At 38.0% G+C, this 18,490-nt stretch carries 18 protein-coding genes; 7 read left to right on the top strand and 11 right to left on the bottom strand.

Annotated elements, in window-relative coordinates; all coding sequences use genetic code 11:
• Positions 1 to 6: 6 nt before the first annotated feature.
• Both AC1D0Y_RS18595 and AC1D0Y_RS18590 read right to left on the bottom strand, forming a co-directional pair.
• Positions 7 to 1,056: a FecCD family ABC transporter permease gene (locus tag AC1D0Y_RS18595; protein WP_050688951.1), complete on the bottom strand. Its 1,050-nt coding sequence runs from the start codon at positions 1,054 to 1,056 to the stop codon at positions 7 to 9.
• Positions 1,053 to 2,057 (bottom strand): FecCD family ABC transporter permease, encoded by a 1,005-nt coding sequence (locus AC1D0Y_RS18590; protein ID WP_028409617.1) that lies wholly within the window; start codon positions 2,055 to 2,057, stop codon positions 1,053 to 1,055. The genes AC1D0Y_RS18595 and AC1D0Y_RS18590 overlap by 4 nt, the downstream gene beginning before the upstream one ends.
• 179 nt (positions 2,058 to 2,236) lie before the next feature.
• On the opposite strand from AC1D0Y_RS18590, the gene AC1D0Y_RS18585 reads away from it, so the two are divergent.
• Entirely contained in the window at positions 2,237 to 3,223 is a 987-nt protein-coding gene (locus AC1D0Y_RS18585; RefSeq protein WP_028409618.1) for an ABC transporter substrate-binding protein, read from the top strand.
• Positions 3,224 to 3,334: 111 nt separating this feature from the next.
• A complete protein-coding gene (locus AC1D0Y_RS18580; RefSeq protein ID WP_081085242.1) occupies positions 3,335 to 3,508 on the top strand; it encodes a YozQ family protein in 174 nt (57 codons plus the stop codon).
• Between the two features lie 33 nt (positions 3,509 to 3,541).
• Here AC1D0Y_RS18580 and AC1D0Y_RS18575 read toward each other — a convergent pair whose 3' ends face one another.
• A complete protein-coding gene (locus AC1D0Y_RS18575; protein WP_014457868.1) occupies positions 3,542 to 3,679 on the bottom strand; it encodes a hypothetical protein in 138 nt (45 codons plus the stop codon).
• A gap of 36 nt (positions 3,680 to 3,715) precedes the next feature.
• Positions 3,716 to 6,826: an efflux RND transporter permease subunit gene (locus tag AC1D0Y_RS18570; protein ID WP_028409619.1), complete on the bottom strand. Its 3,111-nt coding sequence runs from the start codon at positions 6,824 to 6,826 to the stop codon at positions 3,716 to 3,718.
• Between the two features lie 268 nt (positions 6,827 to 7,094).
• On the opposite strand from AC1D0Y_RS18570, the gene AC1D0Y_RS18565 reads away from it, so the two are divergent.
• On the top strand, positions 7,095 to 7,967 hold the full coding sequence (locus AC1D0Y_RS18565) for a TetR/AcrR family transcriptional regulator (protein ID WP_028409620.1): 873 nt from the start codon (positions 7,095 to 7,097) through the stop codon (positions 7,965 to 7,967).
• Between the two features lie 24 nt (positions 7,968 to 7,991).
• On the opposite strand, the gene AC1D0Y_RS18560 is transcribed toward AC1D0Y_RS18565, so the two are convergent.
• Positions 7,992 to 8,576 carry a DUF502 domain-containing protein gene (locus tag AC1D0Y_RS18560; protein ID WP_028409621.1) on the bottom strand — a complete coding sequence of 195 codons (585 nt, stop codon included), beginning with the start codon at positions 8,574 to 8,576 and terminating at the stop codon, positions 7,992 to 7,994.
• Positions 8,577 to 8,746: 170 nt separating this feature from the next.
• On the opposite strand from AC1D0Y_RS18560, the gene AC1D0Y_RS18555 reads away from it, so the two are divergent.
• Both AC1D0Y_RS18555 and AC1D0Y_RS18550 read left to right on the top strand, forming a co-directional pair.
• On the top strand, positions 8,747 to 9,541 hold the full coding sequence (locus AC1D0Y_RS18555; protein ID WP_028409622.1) for an SDR family oxidoreductase: 795 nt from the start codon (positions 8,747 to 8,749) through the stop codon (positions 9,539 to 9,541).
• Positions 9,542 to 9,670: 129 nt separating this feature from the next.
• A complete protein-coding gene (locus tag AC1D0Y_RS18550) occupies positions 9,671 to 10,873 on the top strand; it encodes an MFS transporter (RefSeq protein ID WP_060745821.1) in 1,203 nt (400 codons plus the stop codon).
• 37 nt (positions 10,874 to 10,910) lie between these two features.
• Here the strand turns inward: AC1D0Y_RS18550 and AC1D0Y_RS18545 are convergent, their stop codons facing one another.
• The 3 genes from AC1D0Y_RS18545 to AC1D0Y_RS18535 all read right to left on the bottom strand — a co-directional run bounded on the left by AC1D0Y_RS18545 (position 10,911) and on the right by AC1D0Y_RS18535 (position 13,334).
• A complete protein-coding gene (locus AC1D0Y_RS18545; RefSeq protein ID WP_477707841.1) occupies positions 10,911 to 11,342 on the bottom strand; it encodes a carboxymuconolactone decarboxylase family protein in 432 nt (143 codons plus the stop codon).
• Positions 11,343 to 11,478: 136 nt separating this feature from the next.
• On the bottom strand, positions 11,479 to 12,372 hold the full coding sequence (locus tag AC1D0Y_RS18540) for a LysR family transcriptional regulator (protein WP_028409625.1): 894 nt from the start codon (positions 12,370 to 12,372) through the stop codon (positions 11,479 to 11,481).
• 335 nt (positions 12,373 to 12,707) lie between these two features.
• Positions 12,708 to 13,334: an FMN-dependent NADH-azoreductase gene (locus tag AC1D0Y_RS18535; protein WP_028409626.1), complete on the bottom strand. Its 627-nt coding sequence runs from the start codon at positions 13,332 to 13,334 to the stop codon at positions 12,708 to 12,710.
• Positions 13,335 to 13,550: 216 nt separating this feature from the next.
• Here AC1D0Y_RS18535 and AC1D0Y_RS18530 point away from each other — a divergent pair, with 216 nt between their 5' ends.
• A complete protein-coding gene (locus AC1D0Y_RS18530) occupies positions 13,551 to 14,264 on the top strand; it encodes an FTR1 family iron permease (RefSeq protein WP_060745823.1) in 714 nt (237 codons plus the stop codon).
• A 30-nt stretch (positions 14,265 to 14,294) separates the two neighbouring features.
• On the opposite strand, the gene AC1D0Y_RS18525 is transcribed toward AC1D0Y_RS18530, so the two are convergent.
• The 3 genes from AC1D0Y_RS18525 to AC1D0Y_RS18515 form a co-directional block, all read right to left on the bottom strand.
• Entirely contained in the window at positions 14,295 to 15,650 is a 1,356-nt protein-coding gene (locus AC1D0Y_RS18525; protein WP_060745824.1) for a sensor histidine kinase, read from the bottom strand.
• Positions 15,628 to 16,353: a response regulator transcription factor gene (locus AC1D0Y_RS18520; protein WP_060745825.1), complete on the bottom strand. Its 726-nt coding sequence runs from the start codon at positions 16,351 to 16,353 to the stop codon at positions 15,628 to 15,630. The genes AC1D0Y_RS18525 and AC1D0Y_RS18520 overlap by 23 nt, the downstream gene beginning before the upstream one ends.
• Positions 16,354 to 16,511: 158 nt before the next feature.
• A complete protein-coding gene (locus AC1D0Y_RS18515) occupies positions 16,512 to 17,648 on the bottom strand; it encodes an MGDG synthase family glycosyltransferase (RefSeq protein WP_240717505.1) in 1,137 nt (378 codons plus the stop codon).
• 153 nt (positions 17,649 to 17,801) lie between these two features.
• Here AC1D0Y_RS18515 and AC1D0Y_RS18510 point away from each other — a divergent pair, with 153 nt between their 5' ends.
• Positions 17,802 to 18,428, top strand: a complete 627-nt coding sequence (locus AC1D0Y_RS18510; RefSeq protein WP_477707840.1) for an undecaprenyl-diphosphatase — start codon at positions 17,802 to 17,804, stop codon at positions 18,426 to 18,428.
• Positions 18,429 to 18,490: the final 62 nt, after the last annotated feature.

Here is an 18,490-nt window from a genome sequence, read left to right as displayed (position 1 = left end):
AGAATGCTATACGTTTCTTTGTTTGTATAGTAAATAAATGAAGTACGGTGCGCCAATTGCAGCTGTAAATACACCTGCTGGCACTTCGATTGGCAAGAAAAATGTTCGGCCAATTAAATCTGCTGCTGTGATTAAAATCGCTCCGATTAATGCCGATAGCGGTATTAAAGCGCCGAATGAAGAACCTACCAGCTTTCGGGCAATATGTGGAGCAAGCAATCCTACAAAGCTAATTCCGCCGGCAAATGCAACGGCGCTTCCTGTTAAAGCTGTACTCATCAGCAATAGTGCCAATCGATTTTTTTGAACGCGACTTCCAACGTTAGTCGCAATTTCTTCACCTAATTCTTGAACATTTAAATTTCGAATCATTAAAATCGTGATTATAACTAGCCCTATTGTAACAGGAACTAGTACGGAAACACTGGCCCAATTTGAACCATACACCGTTCCTGTGATCCAAATATTTGCCTGACTGGCGCGATAGATAGGACCCATAATCATAAACAGCGTGGTCATGGCTTTCGTTAACGCTGTTAATCCAATTCCTATTAATACTAGTGTAATAGGAGAGACGCCATTTTTCCAGGCAAACACATAAAGTAAAAGCGCCACTGCCACTGCACCTAAAAATGCGCTAACAGGCATCCAATTAATACTTACGGTTAACGAGTTGCTTTTATCACTAAATAGTGTCAAAAATAACACTACACCGACTGACGCTCCTCCTGTTAATCCAATTAAGTCTGGTGAAGCAAGCGGATTTCTCACAAGCCCCTGCAAGATAGCGCCTGCAATAGCTAGACAAATACCGGCACAAATGGCAACAATAATGCGTGGAAGTCTAAAGGATGTAACAACTAATCGTTCAAACTCCAATCCATGACCCGCTAAAATGTTAATCACACGAAGTGGATTAATAAATAAGTCACCCGTACCTGCACTCAATAAAAAGAGAGCAACAAGTGCAGCTGAAAATCCAATAATGATCAGAGCTGCTTTTATGTTAACCAAAAATGAAATTCTCTTTAAGCGAAGAGATAAGTATGTTTTCATGACGCCTTTGCCCCTTTCCTTGCCATATAGATAAAGAAAGGCGTACCAATAACAGCAGTCATGACTCCAACAGGGATTTCTTGAGGCATAATGACATACCTGGCTGCAACATCGGCTAATAAAATTAAGATGCCTCCGGCAACCGCACTATAGGGAAATACCCAACGATAATCTTGTCCTACAATTGCTCTTACAACATGAGGAACAATAATTCCGACAAAGCTAATCGGACCGGCTACTGCAACGGCTCCACCAGCTAAAATGGCAATAATGATGCCGCTTATAATTTTGACAAGAATCGTTCTTTGACCTAATCCTTTAGCTACATCTTCACCAATCGTTAAAATATTAATTTTTGAAGCGATAAAAAACGTGACAATGATTGCTGGTACTATATAAGGCAGTATGCCATACAGCATTTCCACCTTGCGTCCTTGCACAGATCCAGCCAGCCAAAAAAGAACTTGATCAAGCGAAGATTCATCCACAGCCAGCAGTCCTTGTGTTAAAGAAGAGAAAAAGGCTGCAATAGCCGCTCCTGCGAGCGTCAATTTAATAGGCGTTAATCCTTCTTTTCCGAGGGATCCAAGAAAATAGACAACCACTACGGTTAATGCCGCTCCTACAAATGCAATCCACGTAAAAGCTTGAAGTGAATTGACCGAAAAAATCATCACTGCAACAACAATAAAAAAGCTGGCCCCAGCGTTCACACCAATAATATCCGGTGAAGCAAGTGGGTTTTTCGTTAACGCCTGCATCATTGCTCCTGCAATTCCTAAACAAATACCTACCACAGCACCGATTATAGCGCGCGGCAATCGAATATTTTGAATAACTATGTGCTCATTCGAACCGTTAAACGCTTGAAAAGCTTCAAATGCTGTCTTGATACTTGTATCTGTGTATCCGAGTACGATACTTAATCCAATACAGATTAAAAGCAGCATGATTCCAATGATGAGCCCCATTACTTTCATTTGAACACTGCGTAGCATCATTTTCATTGCTCTCCTCTAAGATGATTCCTATATATATCTAACCTTTAGTTTAGGAAACATTGAAAAAAGTGTCAATGATTTTGAGAATCATTTTCAATTTTTAATTGACACCGCTTAAAAGTTAGAATATTATCTTAATTGTTAATGAAAATCATTATCACTTAAGAGGGGGAAGAGATGTGAATACATATTCTAAAGGCAAGTTGTCATATTTGTTATCCATTCTTACCATTATGACACTGCTTGTGCTGGCAGCCTGCGGTAATTCAAACAGCGCTGACGATGATAAAAAAGAAAAAACTGAGGGTTCTGGCGAAACTTATACAGTAAAACACGCAATGGATAAAACAGAGATTAAAGGAACACCTAAACGAGTTGTCGTTTTAACAAACGAAGGTACTGAGGCTCTTCTTGCAATGGGTGTAAAGCCTGTTGGTGCTGTTCAATCATGGTTAGGAAATCCGTGGTACGACCATATCAAAGGTCAGATGAAAGGCGTTAAAAGTGTGGGTACAGAAAGTGAGCCAAGCTTAGAAGCAATCGCTGCTTTAAAGCCTGACTTGATTATCGGAAATAAAATGCGCCAAGAAAAAGTATACGACCAGCTTAGTCAAATTGCTCCGACTGTATTTTCTGAAGAGCTGCGCGGAGACTGGAAATCAAACTTTAAGCTATATGCAAAAGCTGTAAATAAAGAAGAAAAAGGTAAAGAAGTATTAGCTGACTATGACAATCGCGTAGCAGATTTAAAAAAACGCCTTGGAGATCAGTTAAAACAAAAAATCTCAGTTGTACGCTTTACAGCTGGAGACGTTCGTATTTATCATAAAGATTCGTTCTCAGGCGTTATTTTAGATCAGCTTGGCTTCGCTCGCCCTGAATCTCAAGACAAAAATGATTTTGCTGAAATGAATGCAACAAAAGAACGCATCCCGGCAATGGACGGCGATCAGCTATTCTACTTCTCTTATGAAACGGGAGACGGTGAAGCAACAAAGCTTGAAAAAGAATGGATAAACGATCCGCTTTTCAAAAAGTTAAAAGTAGCTCAAGAAAATCATGTTCACAAAGTAGATGATGCTACTTGGAATACAGCAGGCGGTGTATTAGCAGCTAATATCGTACTTGATGATATTGAAAAAATCTTCTTAAATAAAAAACAATAATAATATGAAAAAAGAGCTTCGACGAATCGAAGCTCTTTTTTCATGTATAATGTATTTCCTTTCATCGCACACTAACCGTGGTCTCACTTTACTTAGATAGGAGTGGTGAAAATGAATTCAAAAAAACAGCCTAAAAAGCAGCCTAATACGAATGAAATGGCTGACCGTCAGTTCGAAACAGAAGATTATAACCGACAAGATGCACTCTCACAAGGTCTAGCAGAAACACATGAGCAAGTAAGCGACGCCTATCAAGAAGGATCATTTGAAGATACAGATCGTTAATAAAAAAAGAGCTGACTCTAAGTCAGCTCTTTTTTATTTTGAATGCTGCCATGCTGTTTTAGGCAACGACATGGACATCCACTGCTGGCGCTTTGATTTATCAATCGTTACTTTCTTTGCTTTAATTCCTTGTTGAATCAGCTGTTTCATTAGTTTATCAATTGACTTCATCGCTATTCACCTCAAAAGCGGAAATTTGTTTTGCTTCTACTTTTTTACTTTTTTGCGCTTAAACTTCATAAAAAACTCATAGACAATTGGAACGATAATGAGCGTAAGCAGCGTAGAACTTGTTAGTCCTCCAATTACCGTAACCCCTAGCCCTTTTGAAATAAGGCCTCCACCTTCAAATCCAAAAGCTAATGGAAGCAGTGCACCAATCGTTGCAATAGCTGTCATTAAGATCGGGCGAAGACGTGTCATTCCAGCTTCTAGTAACGCTTCACGCGTCGACAGACCCTCTTGCTCTTTATGAATCACGCGGTCAATCAGAACAATTGCATTTGTTACCACAATTCCAATCAGCATAAGAGCTCCAATCATCGAAGAAATACTGATCGTTTCTCCAGAGATTAAAAGCGCCACTAGCGCACCAATAAGTGTAAACGGAAGTGAGAATAAGATAGCAAATGGTGCTAGCCCTCCACCAAATGTCAGTACTAGTACGAAGTACACGATACCGATGGCTGCGAGCATAGCAATTCCTAATTGACTAAATGAGTCATTGATTTGCTCTGATGCTCCGCCAAAGTTAATATCCATATCACTTGGTAAGTCAATTTTCTTCACTTCTTTTTGGACGTTAGAAGAAACACCGCCTACATCGTCACTCTTAATATCGGCACTTACCTCTGCATAAATTTTATTATCACGGCGAGTTACCGTATTCGATGTTTTACCTTTTTTAATGTCGACAACTTCATTTAATGTAACTTCCTGTCCAGTTTGAGAGGTAACTTTTGTACTTGAAAGTTCAGCAAAAGTAGAGAAATCCTCTTTTTCTTTTGGAAGGTACACGTTAATTTCGTTTCCGTCTTTTTGGATAGTTGTTAATACTTCACGCTGTCCAAGGTTCGAAATTTGCATACCGATTTGACTGGCTGACAAGCCGAGTTCAGCAGCTTTCTTTTGATTCGGTACTAGCGTATATTCATCAAACGTATCTGAAAGCGTAGAATCGACATTTTTCAGTTCTTTATGCTTTTCTAAAACATGCTGAACTTTATCAGCATAAGGTTTGATTTCTTCTAAGCTATCTCCGTAAATAAGGACGTTTAATGAATTATTGCTGCCGCTAGACGCCGTATTCATTGAGCCCCATTCACCTTGATTCGCTTGTTTATTAAGAGCTTTTAATACTTTATCCTGCTCTTTATCAAAGTTTTGTGTATCCTCGTCATATTGCACAAATGTTAAAACGTTATTTTTGCTTCCCGGATTAAAAGAGTTACCTTCACCGAACGAATACTGAACCGTTTTGACACCATCTCGCTTCATCAAGTACGCTTCTGCGCGATTTGCTGCTTTTTCTACGTCGCTTTGAGACTGTCCGGCTTTTGGTGTATACGTAAGCGTCAGCGTTTTTTCTTGATCAGATGATAAGAAGCTCACGCCAATAGAAGGAACTAAGAATAAACTTCCTACTAACAGTAGTACGGCTAACCCAAAGGAAATAAGCTTATGGTTTAGCGTCCAGTTCAAAATTCGCTTATATCCGTGCGCTAGTTTGCTTGGTTTTTCTTCTTTTACTTTTACATTTGTTTTAAATAACGAATGAGCAAGCATTGGCACGAGTGTTACCGCTACTAGCAGTGATGCTAACAGTGCAAAAACAACGGTTAATGCAAACGGTAAGAATAGCTCTCCTACCGGTCCTTCTACTAGACCTAACGGTAAGAATACGGCCACGGTTACGATTGTAGAAGAGAAAATTGGAACAAACATTTCTTTCGTCGCCGCGACAATTAAATCTTTTCCTTTAAGCTTTTCTTCCTGATAAGCCATGCGGCGGTAAATATTTTCAATAACGACAATGGAATCATCTACAACCCTTCCGATGGCTACAGTCATCGCTCCAAGCGTCATAATATTTAAAGAGATATCCATTGATTTGAGCGCTAAAATGGCGATCAATAACGAAAGCGGAATCGAAATAACGGCAATAATCGTTGAACGAATATCACGTAAAAATAAAAGAATAATAATAACCGCAAAGACCGCACCGATAATAGCTTTATTTAGCATCGTATGAACAGAATCTTCAATCGGTTTACCTTGATCAAAAATATTGTCAACGTGAAGGTCTTTGTTTTTCTTTTCTAGGCTATTCATTTTCTCTTTAATATCATTTACAACATTTACTGTGTTCGCATCCTTCGCTTTGACAACTTGTACAGCAATGGAAGGTTTTCCGTTCGTGCGAGAAATAGATTCTGCTTTCCCCGTCACTTTAATATCCGCAATTTCTTTTAATTTCACAGTTGGAATAGAAGCTGCGGATGGCGCCTGCTGTACGGTGCCTTGTGTCTGCTGCTGGCTCATTCCTTGTTGCTGACCTTGAGCAGCTCCTTGACTAGGCACAGCTGGAATCTCTAAGTTTTCTAAATCTTTTTCTGTTGTCATCTTTCCGTCTACCACAACAGATTTTTGAGATCCATCCATCGTATACGTGCCAGCCGGCACTTTTGCATCGGATGCTTGGATAAGCTTTTTCACCGTATCTTCATCAAGTCCCAGCTGCTTGAGCTTGTCTTGTTTGAATACAAGTTCTGCTTCTTCAACTTGTTCTCCTGACACACTGACCGAAGAAATCCCCTGCACTTTTTCAACTTGTGGAACAACGGTATTTTTTACATACTTCGTTAAGTCTTCTAATGATTTTTTATCATCTGAAACACTTAATGAAATAATCGGAAAATCACTAATGCTTTGTCTTGAAACATTTGGTTCCTCCACATCATCTGGCAGATCTACGTTTGAAAGAGCTCGCCTAACTTCGTCTTCTGCCTTTTCCATATCTTTACTAAAACTATATTCAACTTGAATGGTAGCCATGTTTTCATAAGAAGATGAGCTAACTGTGTCAACGCCGCTCAGTCCCTGGAGCTTTTGTTCAATCGGCTTACTCACCTTATCTGCCACTTGTTCCGGAGTGGCTCCCGGATAAGTTGCACTGACTGTTACAACAGGCGTTGAAATATCAGGAATGGTCTCTAACTTCATATTAAACCCTGAATACAGCCCTGCAATAATGACAAAGAGCGTTAACAGCCACACTGCAAATTTATTTTTCAATGAAAATTTAATAAACTTCCCCAATGCATATCCTCCTTCAAATATATGTATACTAATAAAATTGACTGATCGGTCACAACAACTTAAAATATAAATGACTAACTAGTCAGTGTCAACCCTAAGCAGGTTCTCTCCTGACTTGTTCATAATAAAGACATATTTATAATAATCGTTTTTTAAAGGAACTGACTCTCGTTCTCAACTTTGATATATACCTTTATCTTTTTTAGTGTATGATACTATTATCTAACGAAATGAATGGCCAAATTGTTCAATAAAGGAGGTAGAAGACATGAAGGAAAAAGAAAAAAGAATAATTGAAGCTTCGATTAAGCTTTTTGCAAAAAAAGGATTTAATGCTACCTCTGTGCAAGAAATTGTAGATGAATGCAACATTTCAAAAGGTGCGTTTTACCTGCACTTCAAATCTAAGGATGCACTTTTATTATCAATTCTAAACTTTTACTATGAAAAGCTCTTTAGCTCTGTTTATGCTCTCGACGAGGAAGTGAACGATGCCCGCAGCCGCTATATGAATCAGCTTATCTATTTCTATGAATTTATTACGGAGCACAGAGATTTTATTATCATGCAAATCCGTGAAAAATCTATTCCCTTTAACAAAGAAGTGGAGACCTTTGTTCATAAAATGCAGCGAGAAACATTTTACTTCCATCGCAAAAGCCTCGTTAGCGTATACGGAGAAGACGTAACTCCTTATATCTCGGATTTAACGAAAATGATTGAAGGTATTCATCATTCCTTTTTAGAAATTATTATCTTCAATCAATTCGAGCTTACATTTAAAGAAGTAGCGCAGTACATAATGGACCGAGTTGATGTAATAGTAGAAGATTTATTAGCTCGAAAACCTCGTCCCCTTATTCCTGCTTCTTTTGGTGAAGATATATACGGAAAGGAACGAACGACTTTTCTCAGTAAAAATGAGCAGGTAAAACAAGCTCTTGAGGAAATTAAACATCTGCTAGACAACAGCGATCATATCTCTGATGAGCACGCAGACAGCTTTCACATTTTACAAACGGAGCTAAAAAAAGATAAGCCTACCGCTGCTATTGTAAAAGGCATGGTTGGAAATTTAACGGAACTTAAACCGTTGGAAGAACCGCTTAATCTTTTAACAGCCTTACTTCAACAAAAATAACAGAAGGCTTCAACAAGCCTTCTGTTATTTTTCTGCTTTTGAACTAGATACTCCCCCAGATAACACGAACTTCATGGCTTCCTCAGGCTTAATATCTAACCATTCAATTTCTTCTTTTGGAATCAAAAAAGTAAAACCGGCTACTTGAAAAGTCTGCGGAACATAAACGGCTACGTGGTCTTTTAATGAATGAATCACCTCTTCTACTTCTTCAGAGGTCACAAACCCTATGACTTTCATTGACGTGCCGGGCATCGTCACTAAAGCGACTTTTGAAAATGACTTTTTCTCTCCAAGAAAAGATTGAAACGTATCTTTAATAACGGTATATAGCGTTTTAACAAACGGTATTCTTTCTAACAATCGATCAATTAAGTTAATAATTTTCCCTGTAAAAAAACGAGTGGATAACCATCCTAAGAACGTAATTAAAAGAAGAGTCGCTAAGATGCCAATCCCCGGTATATAATCCTGCTTCATATAGGGCTTCAATACGTTTCCTAAAATGCTATCTAAAAAATTAAACACTCTTACTAAAATATAAATAACAAGGATAATAGGGACAATCGTTAAGAGTCCATTAATAAAACTTTTTATAATTGCTTTCATGCAAACACCTCATTTTTTCTGACATACTGCTGTTCATTATACAATGGATTTGTTTTGCTGCGTCTCTTTATTTCTATTCGCACACGTATAAACTAACGACGTTTTATCAAAATAATAGATGGGTACATGAACATACATACTTATATATCTATTTTTGCGGAGGGATACAATTGGGACGTTTAGAATCAAAAATTGCAGTGATTACAGGATCAAGCTCTGGCATTGGAAAAGCAACTGCTGAACGATTTGCGAAAGAAGGAGCGGTTGTTATTTGTGCTGATATTAATTTAGACGGTGTGAAAAAAGCAGCACAAGAAATTAAAGAAGCTGGCGGTGAAGCCTACGCCTACTATATCGATGTAGCTGAAGAAGAAAAAGTAAAAGAATTCACAGCAGAAATTGAAAAGAAATTTGGTAAAGTGGACATTCTTTTTAATAATGCAGGGACAGACACAGAAGGCGGCAAACTTCACGAATATCCAGTAGAACTTTGGGATCGCTTAATGTCGGTAGATTTACGCGGAACGTTTCTTGTAAGCAAATACGTTATTCCGCTGATGTTAGAAAATGGCGGATCGATTATTAATAATTCATCCGTGTCGGGGCTGGCAGCAGACTTAGACCGTTCTGGCTATAATGCAGCGAAAGGTGCTATTACCAACTTAACAAGAACCATGGCAATTGACTACGCTCGTGAAGGTATTCGCGTTAACTCAATTGCTCCTGGAACAATCGAAACACCTCTTCTTGATGATTTATCAGGCGCTGAAGAAGGAAAAAAATTCAGAAAAGCATATGAATGGGTCGATCCGATGGGCCGTCTAGGCAAACCGGAAGAAGTAGCCGGTGCTGTATTATTTTTAGCATCTGATGACAGCTCATATGTAACAGGTGATTGCATTACTGTAGACGGCGGTCATATGGCGTACACATGGCCTGGAAAAATGCTTTACGATAAAATGTGAGAATAAAATTAGCTCTATACCATTAGGTATAGAGCTTTTCCGTTTGCATTTTTTCTTTAAAATAGACGTGACATTATGTCAAGACAGGTGTAAACTTAAAGCAAAATTCTTTGCTTCTAGGAGGAAGACATGAAAACAAAACAATTATCAGAACGTCAGCTTCTTGGCATCGCGGGGCTCGGATGGCTCTTCGATGCAATGGATGTTGGCATTTTGTCTTTTATCATTGCAGCTCTTCACGCTGAATGGGAACTTTCCCCTACTGAAATGAGCTGGATAGGCAGCGTTAACTCGATCGGAATGGCCGTTGGAGCTTTAGTGTTTGGGTTATTGGCTGATCGAATTGGACGAAAAACCGTTTTTATTGTAACTCTTGTTCTTTTTTCAGTAGCAAGCGGCCTTTCGGCTCTTACTACTACCCTGGCTGCTTTTTTAGTATTTCGATTTTTAATTGGAATGGGTTTAGGAGGAGAGCTGCCTGTTGCTTCTACACTTGTTTCTGAGACGGTGGCGCCGGAAAAACGCGGTAAAGTGGTCGTCTTATTAGAAAGTTTTTGGGCGTTCGGCTGGCTACTGGCAGCGCTTATCTCTTACTTTGTAATCCCAGCCTACGGGTGGCAGCTAGCGCTTATCCTGACGGCTATCCCAGCGTTTTATGCCATTTATTTGCGCATCAAACTGCCAGATTCTCCTCAGTTTGTGGAAGCGACAAAAGAAAAGAAACCGTCGATTGCGGACAATGTAAGAAGCGTGTGGTCTAAGCCTTATCGTCAATCTACGATTATGCTGTGGGTTCTGTGGTTTTGCGTTGTATTTTCATATTACGGCATGTTTTTGTGGCTACCTAGCGTCATGGTCATTAAAGGATTTAGCTTAATCAAAAGCTTTGAATACGTATTGATTATGACGTTAGCTCAGTTGCCCGGCTATTATACGGCTGCTTGGTTTATTGAACGCATGGGCCGAAAATTCGTATTGGTCACCTATTTGTTAGGTACGGCTGCTAGCGCATATATCTTTGGAAATGCCGAGTCACTTTGGCTGCTGCTAACAGCAGGTATGCTGTTGTCTTTCTTCAACTTAGGCGCTTGGGGAGCTTTATACGCGTATACACCTGAGCAATATCCGACGTCTATTCGAGGCACAGGAGCTGGAATGGCTGCTTCTTTTGGAAGAGTTGGAGGAATTTTAGGACCGCTGTTAGTTGGTTATATGTCAACGCAAGGTGCGTCTTTAACCGTTACGTTCTCAATCTTTTGTGTAGCTATTTTAATCGGTGTTGGTTCGGTTGTTTTTCTAGGAAAAGAAACCAAACAAAAGCAGCTCGCATAAAAAAAGACGCTCTTTTAGAGCGTCTTTTTTGTGCTTATTATTTATTTTCCACTAGCTCTTTTTCACCTGTTTCTACTTCCACGTCACGCTGAGCGAACACTTTCTTAGCTATATTTAAAGCATTTAACACGCGTGGGAAACCTGTGTATGGGATTAATTGAATGATGCTCTCCACAATTTCCTTTGGCTCTAGTCCAGCAGTTAGACCTGTATTCAAATGCAGCTCCAGCTGTGGCTCTGTACCCTGAGTAACCAGTGATGAAATGGTTACTAACGCTCGCTGCTTATTTGTTAGGCCAGGTCGTGAATAAATGTCTCCATAGGCAAATTCAATAATGTATTTTCCAACGTCAAGAGCTAGGTCTTTTAAGTCTTCTGTAATTTTTAAATGAGTTGAAATATCATCGTTACTCGTTAATGTATATTCCATTAATTTATCTAAACCTTTTTGATAACTATCTTGTGCCATGTAAAATCAACCTCCGTATTTTTTACTGACACCGCGCGGAATCACTGTTTGTTTTCTTGTATGTTTTCTACACTATTTACTTTAACGCACATTTTCTCTTTCGTAAAATACATATATTCAATACAACATATGCATTTTATCTATATAAAGCAGAATGCTGTTTATTCATATAGTGTAGAAATTGTTTAGAGGCATATGAAATATATTTATCCTTTTTTAAAATCAATGCTAGATCCCACGAAATCGAAGGGTTAATAATAGGAACGGCTTTTACGATAGCCGAATCTACTTTTGCCGCAATGGACTGTGGAAAGATAGATACACCTAAGTTTTCCGCAATCATTTCACCAATAAAATCCCATTGAGAGCTTTCGTAGGCTACGTTAGGTTCAAACCCTGCTTGTTGACATGCCTGAATAAGCCGGTCGTGAAGTGTAAAATCTTCATTAAACAAAATAAATTTCTCTTGGGCTAACTCATTAATTTCTACATGCGTTTTAGAGGCTAAAGGGTGGGAATGGTGAACATATAAAAGCATTTTTTCAGAGGTAAAAGGATTAATATCAAAAAGGTGTTCATTTACTGGAAGGACCGCCACGCCTAAGTCTAATTCTCCTTTTTCTACTGCTTTTTGAACACGGTTGGCTCCGTATTCAATAAGTTTAATTGTGATATCTGGATAGAGCTGCTGAAACCCTTTAATAATCTTTGGAAAGAACAGCACTCCAATCAATGGAGGAATCCCAATTTTAATCACTCCTTTTTTCAGATTCATCACATCATATAAATAAGTCGATAGCTCATCAATGGATGCCATGACTTTTTGTCCTTGCATATACACGACTTCCCCTGCATCCGTTAAATCAATCTGTCTTGCGGACCGATCAATTAACTCTACTTCCAATTCTTCTTCTAAGTTTTTTACCATTTTGCTTAAAGTCGGCTGTGAAATATGAAGACTTTGAGATGCTTTAGTAAAGCTTCTTAGTTTGGCAACTTCTAAAAAATAATTAAGCTGACGAATATCCATCTCTGCTCCTCCTATAGATAAAGTGAATATCTTTTATATTATTTATTCATTTTACCTATTATTTTTTAAGATATACAGTAAAAATATAAAGAAAAGATGGACACATAATAAATCAATTTTATCTAAAAAAGAACAAATGGGATAAAGGCGCTAGTATGGACCGTTTGTGACACAGCTGTTGATTTATGAGCGAGTCTTCGCCTTGCCCTCCCATCAACACCTAGAAGCTAATGAAACCTCCGCTTACCATAACATCAAAAAAATCCGAACGATTCATCGTTCGGATTTACCTTCACCTAAAATGCTTTTGCACCGTCTTCTTTTACTAGGATTATTTAAAATGTTTTGGCTGCTTGTGCTGCTTGTTCTAGACCGCTTTCAATAATTTCTTGAGCACGATCTGGAAACTGATTGTGACCTTCAATAATAACAGAGTTCACGTCCGCAATTCCAAAGAATTGAAGTACGCTGCTGACATATTTAACGGCCATTTCGACGTCAGCTGCTGGACCTTCTGAATACACTCCGCCTCGTGCATTTAATAACATCACTTTTTTATCGCCTAGTAATCCCACCGGCCCTTCTGGCGTATACTTAAACGTTTTGCCTGCTTGATTTAAATAATCAAAGTACGTATGAAGCACGGCCGGCACGGTAAAATTCCAAAGCGGAAAGGCAATAACAATTTTATCTGCTTCCACAAATTGTTCTAAGTAGTAATTAGCAGTTTCTGCTGCTTTGTTTTCCGCTGCCGTCACTTCTAGCCCTCTTGCTAATTTAAACTGACCGTTTATCATGTCGGCACCTAAATAAGGAAGTTCTTCTTGAAACAAATTTAGTTCTATTATTTCTTCATCTTGGTGCGATTGTTGATAGCTTTCTAAAAATGCATCATATAATTTCACGCTAACCGCTTCACTTGCCGATCTGTCATTTGCTTTTATAAAAAGAGTATAACTCATACTAAAACCTCCACTGATTGTTGATACTCTTATTTTATTCGCTTTTTTCGTTCGTTTCGAACGACTTTATAATGAAATGCCTTCATACTTTAGTCTGAAAAATCCTATATTAGATTTTATTAAAGAACAAAAAAACAAATTGACAACGATAATCATTATCATTAAAATTAGAGAGAATTTAATTATTACTATCATTTAAAGTAAGGGGAGCTTTTTATGTGGTCGAGTTTGGCTTTGTCGCTTCGTGAAGGTTTAGAAGCGTCACTTATTATTGGAATTATTTTAGCTCATGTTACAAAAATTGGCCGAAAAGACTTAAAGTATTCCGTCTTCATTGGCGCTGCTGCTGGCCTTATTTTCAGCTTAGTATTTGGCTTTATTGGCTTTAATGAGGCGAAAGAGTTAGAAGAAGAGTCAGAAGAAATTTTTGAAGGAGTCATGATGCTTTTAGCTGCAGGTCTTATCGCTTATTTTATTCTGTGGTTGCACCGAAGCAAAGAAATGACATCTTCAGTTACATCAAAAATTTCCAGAAGCTCTTCCAAATGGGGAATAATCGTTTTAGCCTTTTTATCTGTCTTTCGTGAAGGAACAGAACTAATTATTTTTAATCTGACACAAGTGAATCAACACGCCTCTTCTATTGTATTCGGCAGTATAAGTGGCATTTTGCTGGCCATCGTTATTACATACATTCTGTTCAAAACAGCTATTAAGCTGAACCTGTGGATTATTTTTAAAGCGCTTGGTATTTTCCTTATTTTTATTGGAGGAGAGTTATGCGGTGAAGGTTTGGTTAAGCTATTCGAAGCTGGTGGAGAGCCCCTTGAGATAATTGGATTTAGTGTATTTACAGTTGCATCACTGTATCTATTCTTCCAAACGGAGTTAAAAAATTTAAAAGTAAGAAAACAAAAATCAGCATCATAATCACACAAAAGCCGCCTAATGGCGGCTTTCTTAGTTTGTAGATGAAACGGGAAGGTGAATCACAACTTCCGTTCCTTGTTCTTCTTCACTTTTAATAAAAATCTCGCCTTTATGCTGACGGACAATAGTTTGTGCAATCGATAGTCCAAGCCCCGTTCCTCCCGTAGCTCTGCTTCTAGCTTTATCGACTCGATAGAAACGTTCAAAAATATGGGCAAGATCTTCTTTTGGAATGCCAATTCCATAGTCTTTTACTTTGATAATGACATCTTTCTGCTTTTTTTCAACGGTCACTTCAATTTTATCCGTACTGTATTTAATTGCATTATCAAGCAAAATAATCAACACTTGCTTCATTTTTAGTTCATCCACTTCAATCATAATGGGCGTTTGATCATAATGAAGAACTAATTCTCTTTTGTATACCTGCTGCAGCTGCTTAACGATTTGTTCAAAAATAAGAACAAGATCTGTTTGCTTCATATCAAGCGTTTGTTCTTTTTCCACACTTGCCAGATCAAGCAGCGTTTCAATCATTTTTTGCATTTTGGTTGCTTCCGCATAGATGGTGTCGATCGCATCCAGCGTAATTTCTTCATTTTTAATCCCTCTTCTTCTTAATAAATTAGAATAACTGCGAATAACGGTTAGAGGGGTTTTTAATTCATGAGAAGCATCGGAAACAAACTGATTTTGCTTTTCAATATTTTCTCGCAAGCGGTCAATCATATGATTAAAGGTAACGGTCATCCCCTGCAGTTCATCTCTCGTTTCCGTTTGAATGAGGACCTTTTTAGGAACACCGCTCTCTTCGATCTCTTTCATCGTTGTGACCATATTTTTAATAGGATGCATAATGACTCGTGATAACCATCTTCCTCCTAAAAGAGACAGTAAAATGGACACAAGCGAACAAAAAATCAAAATTGATAGCAAAATATCTTTACGGGTTTCAAAACCAGTCAGAAGCTCACCAATCTCAAGTGTTTCAACGACTTGATTATTGACTTTGACAGGCATGCGAATAACCAATACTTGCTTTTCTCTGATTTTGCGAAGTTTCACCTTTTTTTTCTTTGAAAATTCGGGCTTAATTTTCACCAGATGAGGATCATTTGATACCTGGTTAATAACCGTAGAATTTTCTGAGACTGTTCGGATAAATGAATGGTTGGTCAAATAAAATTTTAGTAACTCCGGCGAGAGCTCCACGGAATGATCTTGCTGACCTTTTTGAATAATCTCGCGTGCTTTTTCGAATAAAATGTCCTGTTCCATATTTACGGTAGATTTAGTAAAGGAGAAAAAAACAACGATGTTCATGATTAATAAAATAACCACTAGCCATGCTGTTGTCAGTAAATTAATCTTCGTCGTGATCTTCATGTTTCTCCTCTTTCATCATATATCCTACGCCCCGCACCGTATGAATGAGAGAAGTAGAAAAACCTTCATCTACTTTTTTTCTTAAGTGGCGAATATACACATCAATTACGTTCGTTTCTCCTTCATATTCATAGCCCCAAACGTTTGTGAGAATTCCTTCTCTCGTGACAATTTTATTTTTATTCGTAAGCAAATACACAACTAAATCATACTCTTTCGGTGTCAGCGTAATGGATTCGTTGTTTCTAAGTACTTCCCTTGTTTCAAGATTAATAGTCAAATCACTGATCGTTAAGAGCTCCGCTTCAGCTTCTTTCGTTCCTGATCCTTTTACGAGCGAACGATAGCGAATACAAGAACGAACCCGTGCTAACAGTTCTTCAATTTCAAACGGTTTTGTAACATAATCATTAGCCCCTTGATCCAAGCCCATTACCTTATCCAGCGTCGTATTTCTGGCAGTTAATAAAATAACGGGCGTAAATACTTCCGCTTTCCGAAGTCTCCTTAACACCTCTATACCGCTCAGGCTTGGAAGCATCACGTCTAGCAAAATGAGGTCATATTGAGCCGATATTGCCGTCTCTAACCCCGCTTTCCCGTCGTACTCAACATCTACTTCATAATCTTCAAATTCCAATTCAATCTTTAACACTTTCGCAATTTGCGCTTCATCTTCCACAATTAAAATTTTCTCTTTCATGTTATACACCTCTCACCACATGTCTTAAGTGAAAGAATAGCTTCTTTAGATAAAAAAACAACACCTTTTTCAAAAGATGTTTGTTTTTTTATCTAAACCCTACTTTTTCAACATACTTGTTCTTTAGCTTATCCTTATTGTTTGTAAACATGAATGTTTTACGCATGAAGACCGATCGTTTGCTTTTCACCTAAAATCCAATTGACTACTGCTAAAAGTTCTTCAGGCGTTTGTGCTTCGATTTCTTTATGATAAGCAGCAATAGCGTTATATAATGTGTTCATTTTATCAGCATCCTGCAGCACTTCCTGCAGCTGACTTTCTAACGATTGATCCGTCTTTAGTTCTTGAACTAAGTTTCGTTCTGTTAAATAGCGTAAATTTACTTCTTCTTGACCCGGTAAAGCAGAATGAACAAAAATCGGTAAATTTTTGCGAAGAGCTTCACTGACCGTGATACCACCTGGCTTTGTTACGATAGCATCCACTTGTTCATACAGTTCATTCATTTCTGTGCGTGATGAAATGTACGGAATTGGTGTAACGTGCTGTAATTCCCATCCCTTGATTTCTTCGTATAACTTTTGATTTTTGCCGCATAAGACAAAGTAATGAAAATGGCGCGCGTCTTTTAAATCATTATAAAAATCCATAATATTCCCTAGACCGCTGCTGCCTCCGGCAATTAAAATATTTTGGTTACCATGATGCTTAACAGTTCTTGTTTTTGTTATTTCTTCATGTACCGGTATCCCTGTGACCATCATATTTTGAAGTGGAATTTCACTTTGAGCACGAAGCCCTCTTTTTACTTCTTCACTAGGAAGAAAGTGAAAGTCAATCTCTTCTTTTCCCCATAAATTATTAATAAAGAAATCCGTGTAGACATTTATAATAGGAACATCACACTTGCCTTTTGCTTTTAATTGACTGAGCAAATAAGAAGGAAATCCATGTGTACATATAATTAAATCCGGATTTTCTTCTTTAACTAAGTGCTCCATTTTTTTTGCGAATACGTGATGATACCATTTGAATGAATGAACAGGCGGTTCATAAAAGAGATGTTTGTATGCCATATTGTACGTTTCTGGAGCATAACGAATCCATTTCAAATATGTGCCTGTGACCACTTTTTCTAATAGTTCGTTTGTATAGCTTAATAAATCTATTTTTTTATAACAAATATTTGTTGTTCTTCTTTCCAATATATCCATTAACGCCTCTGCCACTTGATGATGGCCAGAAGGCATTTTTAGAAGAGGTAAAAATAAAACCTTTTTCAACTGTTTCATCTCCTATTCTAAAAGCAGTTTCTTCCTCTCCTTTTTATATCATTAAATGCCCTTAAATTTCGGATTTTAATTGATTTTTAATGTGAAATTCATCGTTTTTTTAGAGTGTCAATCTAAACTAAGAGTGAAAAGTACTGCATAAGGAGAAAACAAATGAACCTCAATTACGAAGTATTTCAATGGATTAACTCGTTTGCTGGTGAATCCAGCGCAATGGATTCTGTCATGATTATCATCACGAATAGCGTTCCTTATTTTATAATGGCTTGTTTGCTTTTGCTTTGGTTTAGCGGAAAAACAGAAAGAACAATTTATCACCGTTATACGGCTTTATACATGCTGTTTACAATTGTACTTTCTCTATGTACCAATGAAGTCATTCACCTGGTGTATTACCACCCGCGTCCGTTTGTGACTCATCACGTTCATAAGCTGATTCCGCACCCGGCTAATTCATCTTTTGTGAGTGATCATTCGATTTTAGTCTTTTCTGCTGCTTGGATCATGTGGTTACGAAAAAACAAATGGAGAAGCATCATTTTTATATGGGCTGTCATTTCTGGCCTTTCACGTATTTACGTAGGCGTTCACTATCCAGCAGATGTACTTGGAGGCATGGTGATTGCGGGAGCTATCGGATGCTTTATTATATACGTTTCAGCTAAAACAGCTCCTCTTATTCAGCGATTATTCTGGATTCACGATTTGATTATCAAGCGTATTCCGTTTCTATCTCCCTATACGCATGAACAAATTAGCAAAAAAAATCATTCAGCTTAAAGAAGCTGAGACAAAAATAGTTTAGCTGAAGTGAAAAACGAACCACTAATCAAACTGTTTGA

The organism is Priestia sp. P1_B12_1, assembly GCF_056406695.1.
Note: the sequence above shows the minus strand (reverse complement) of the source record. Positions and strands in the feature narration are given on the sequence as shown.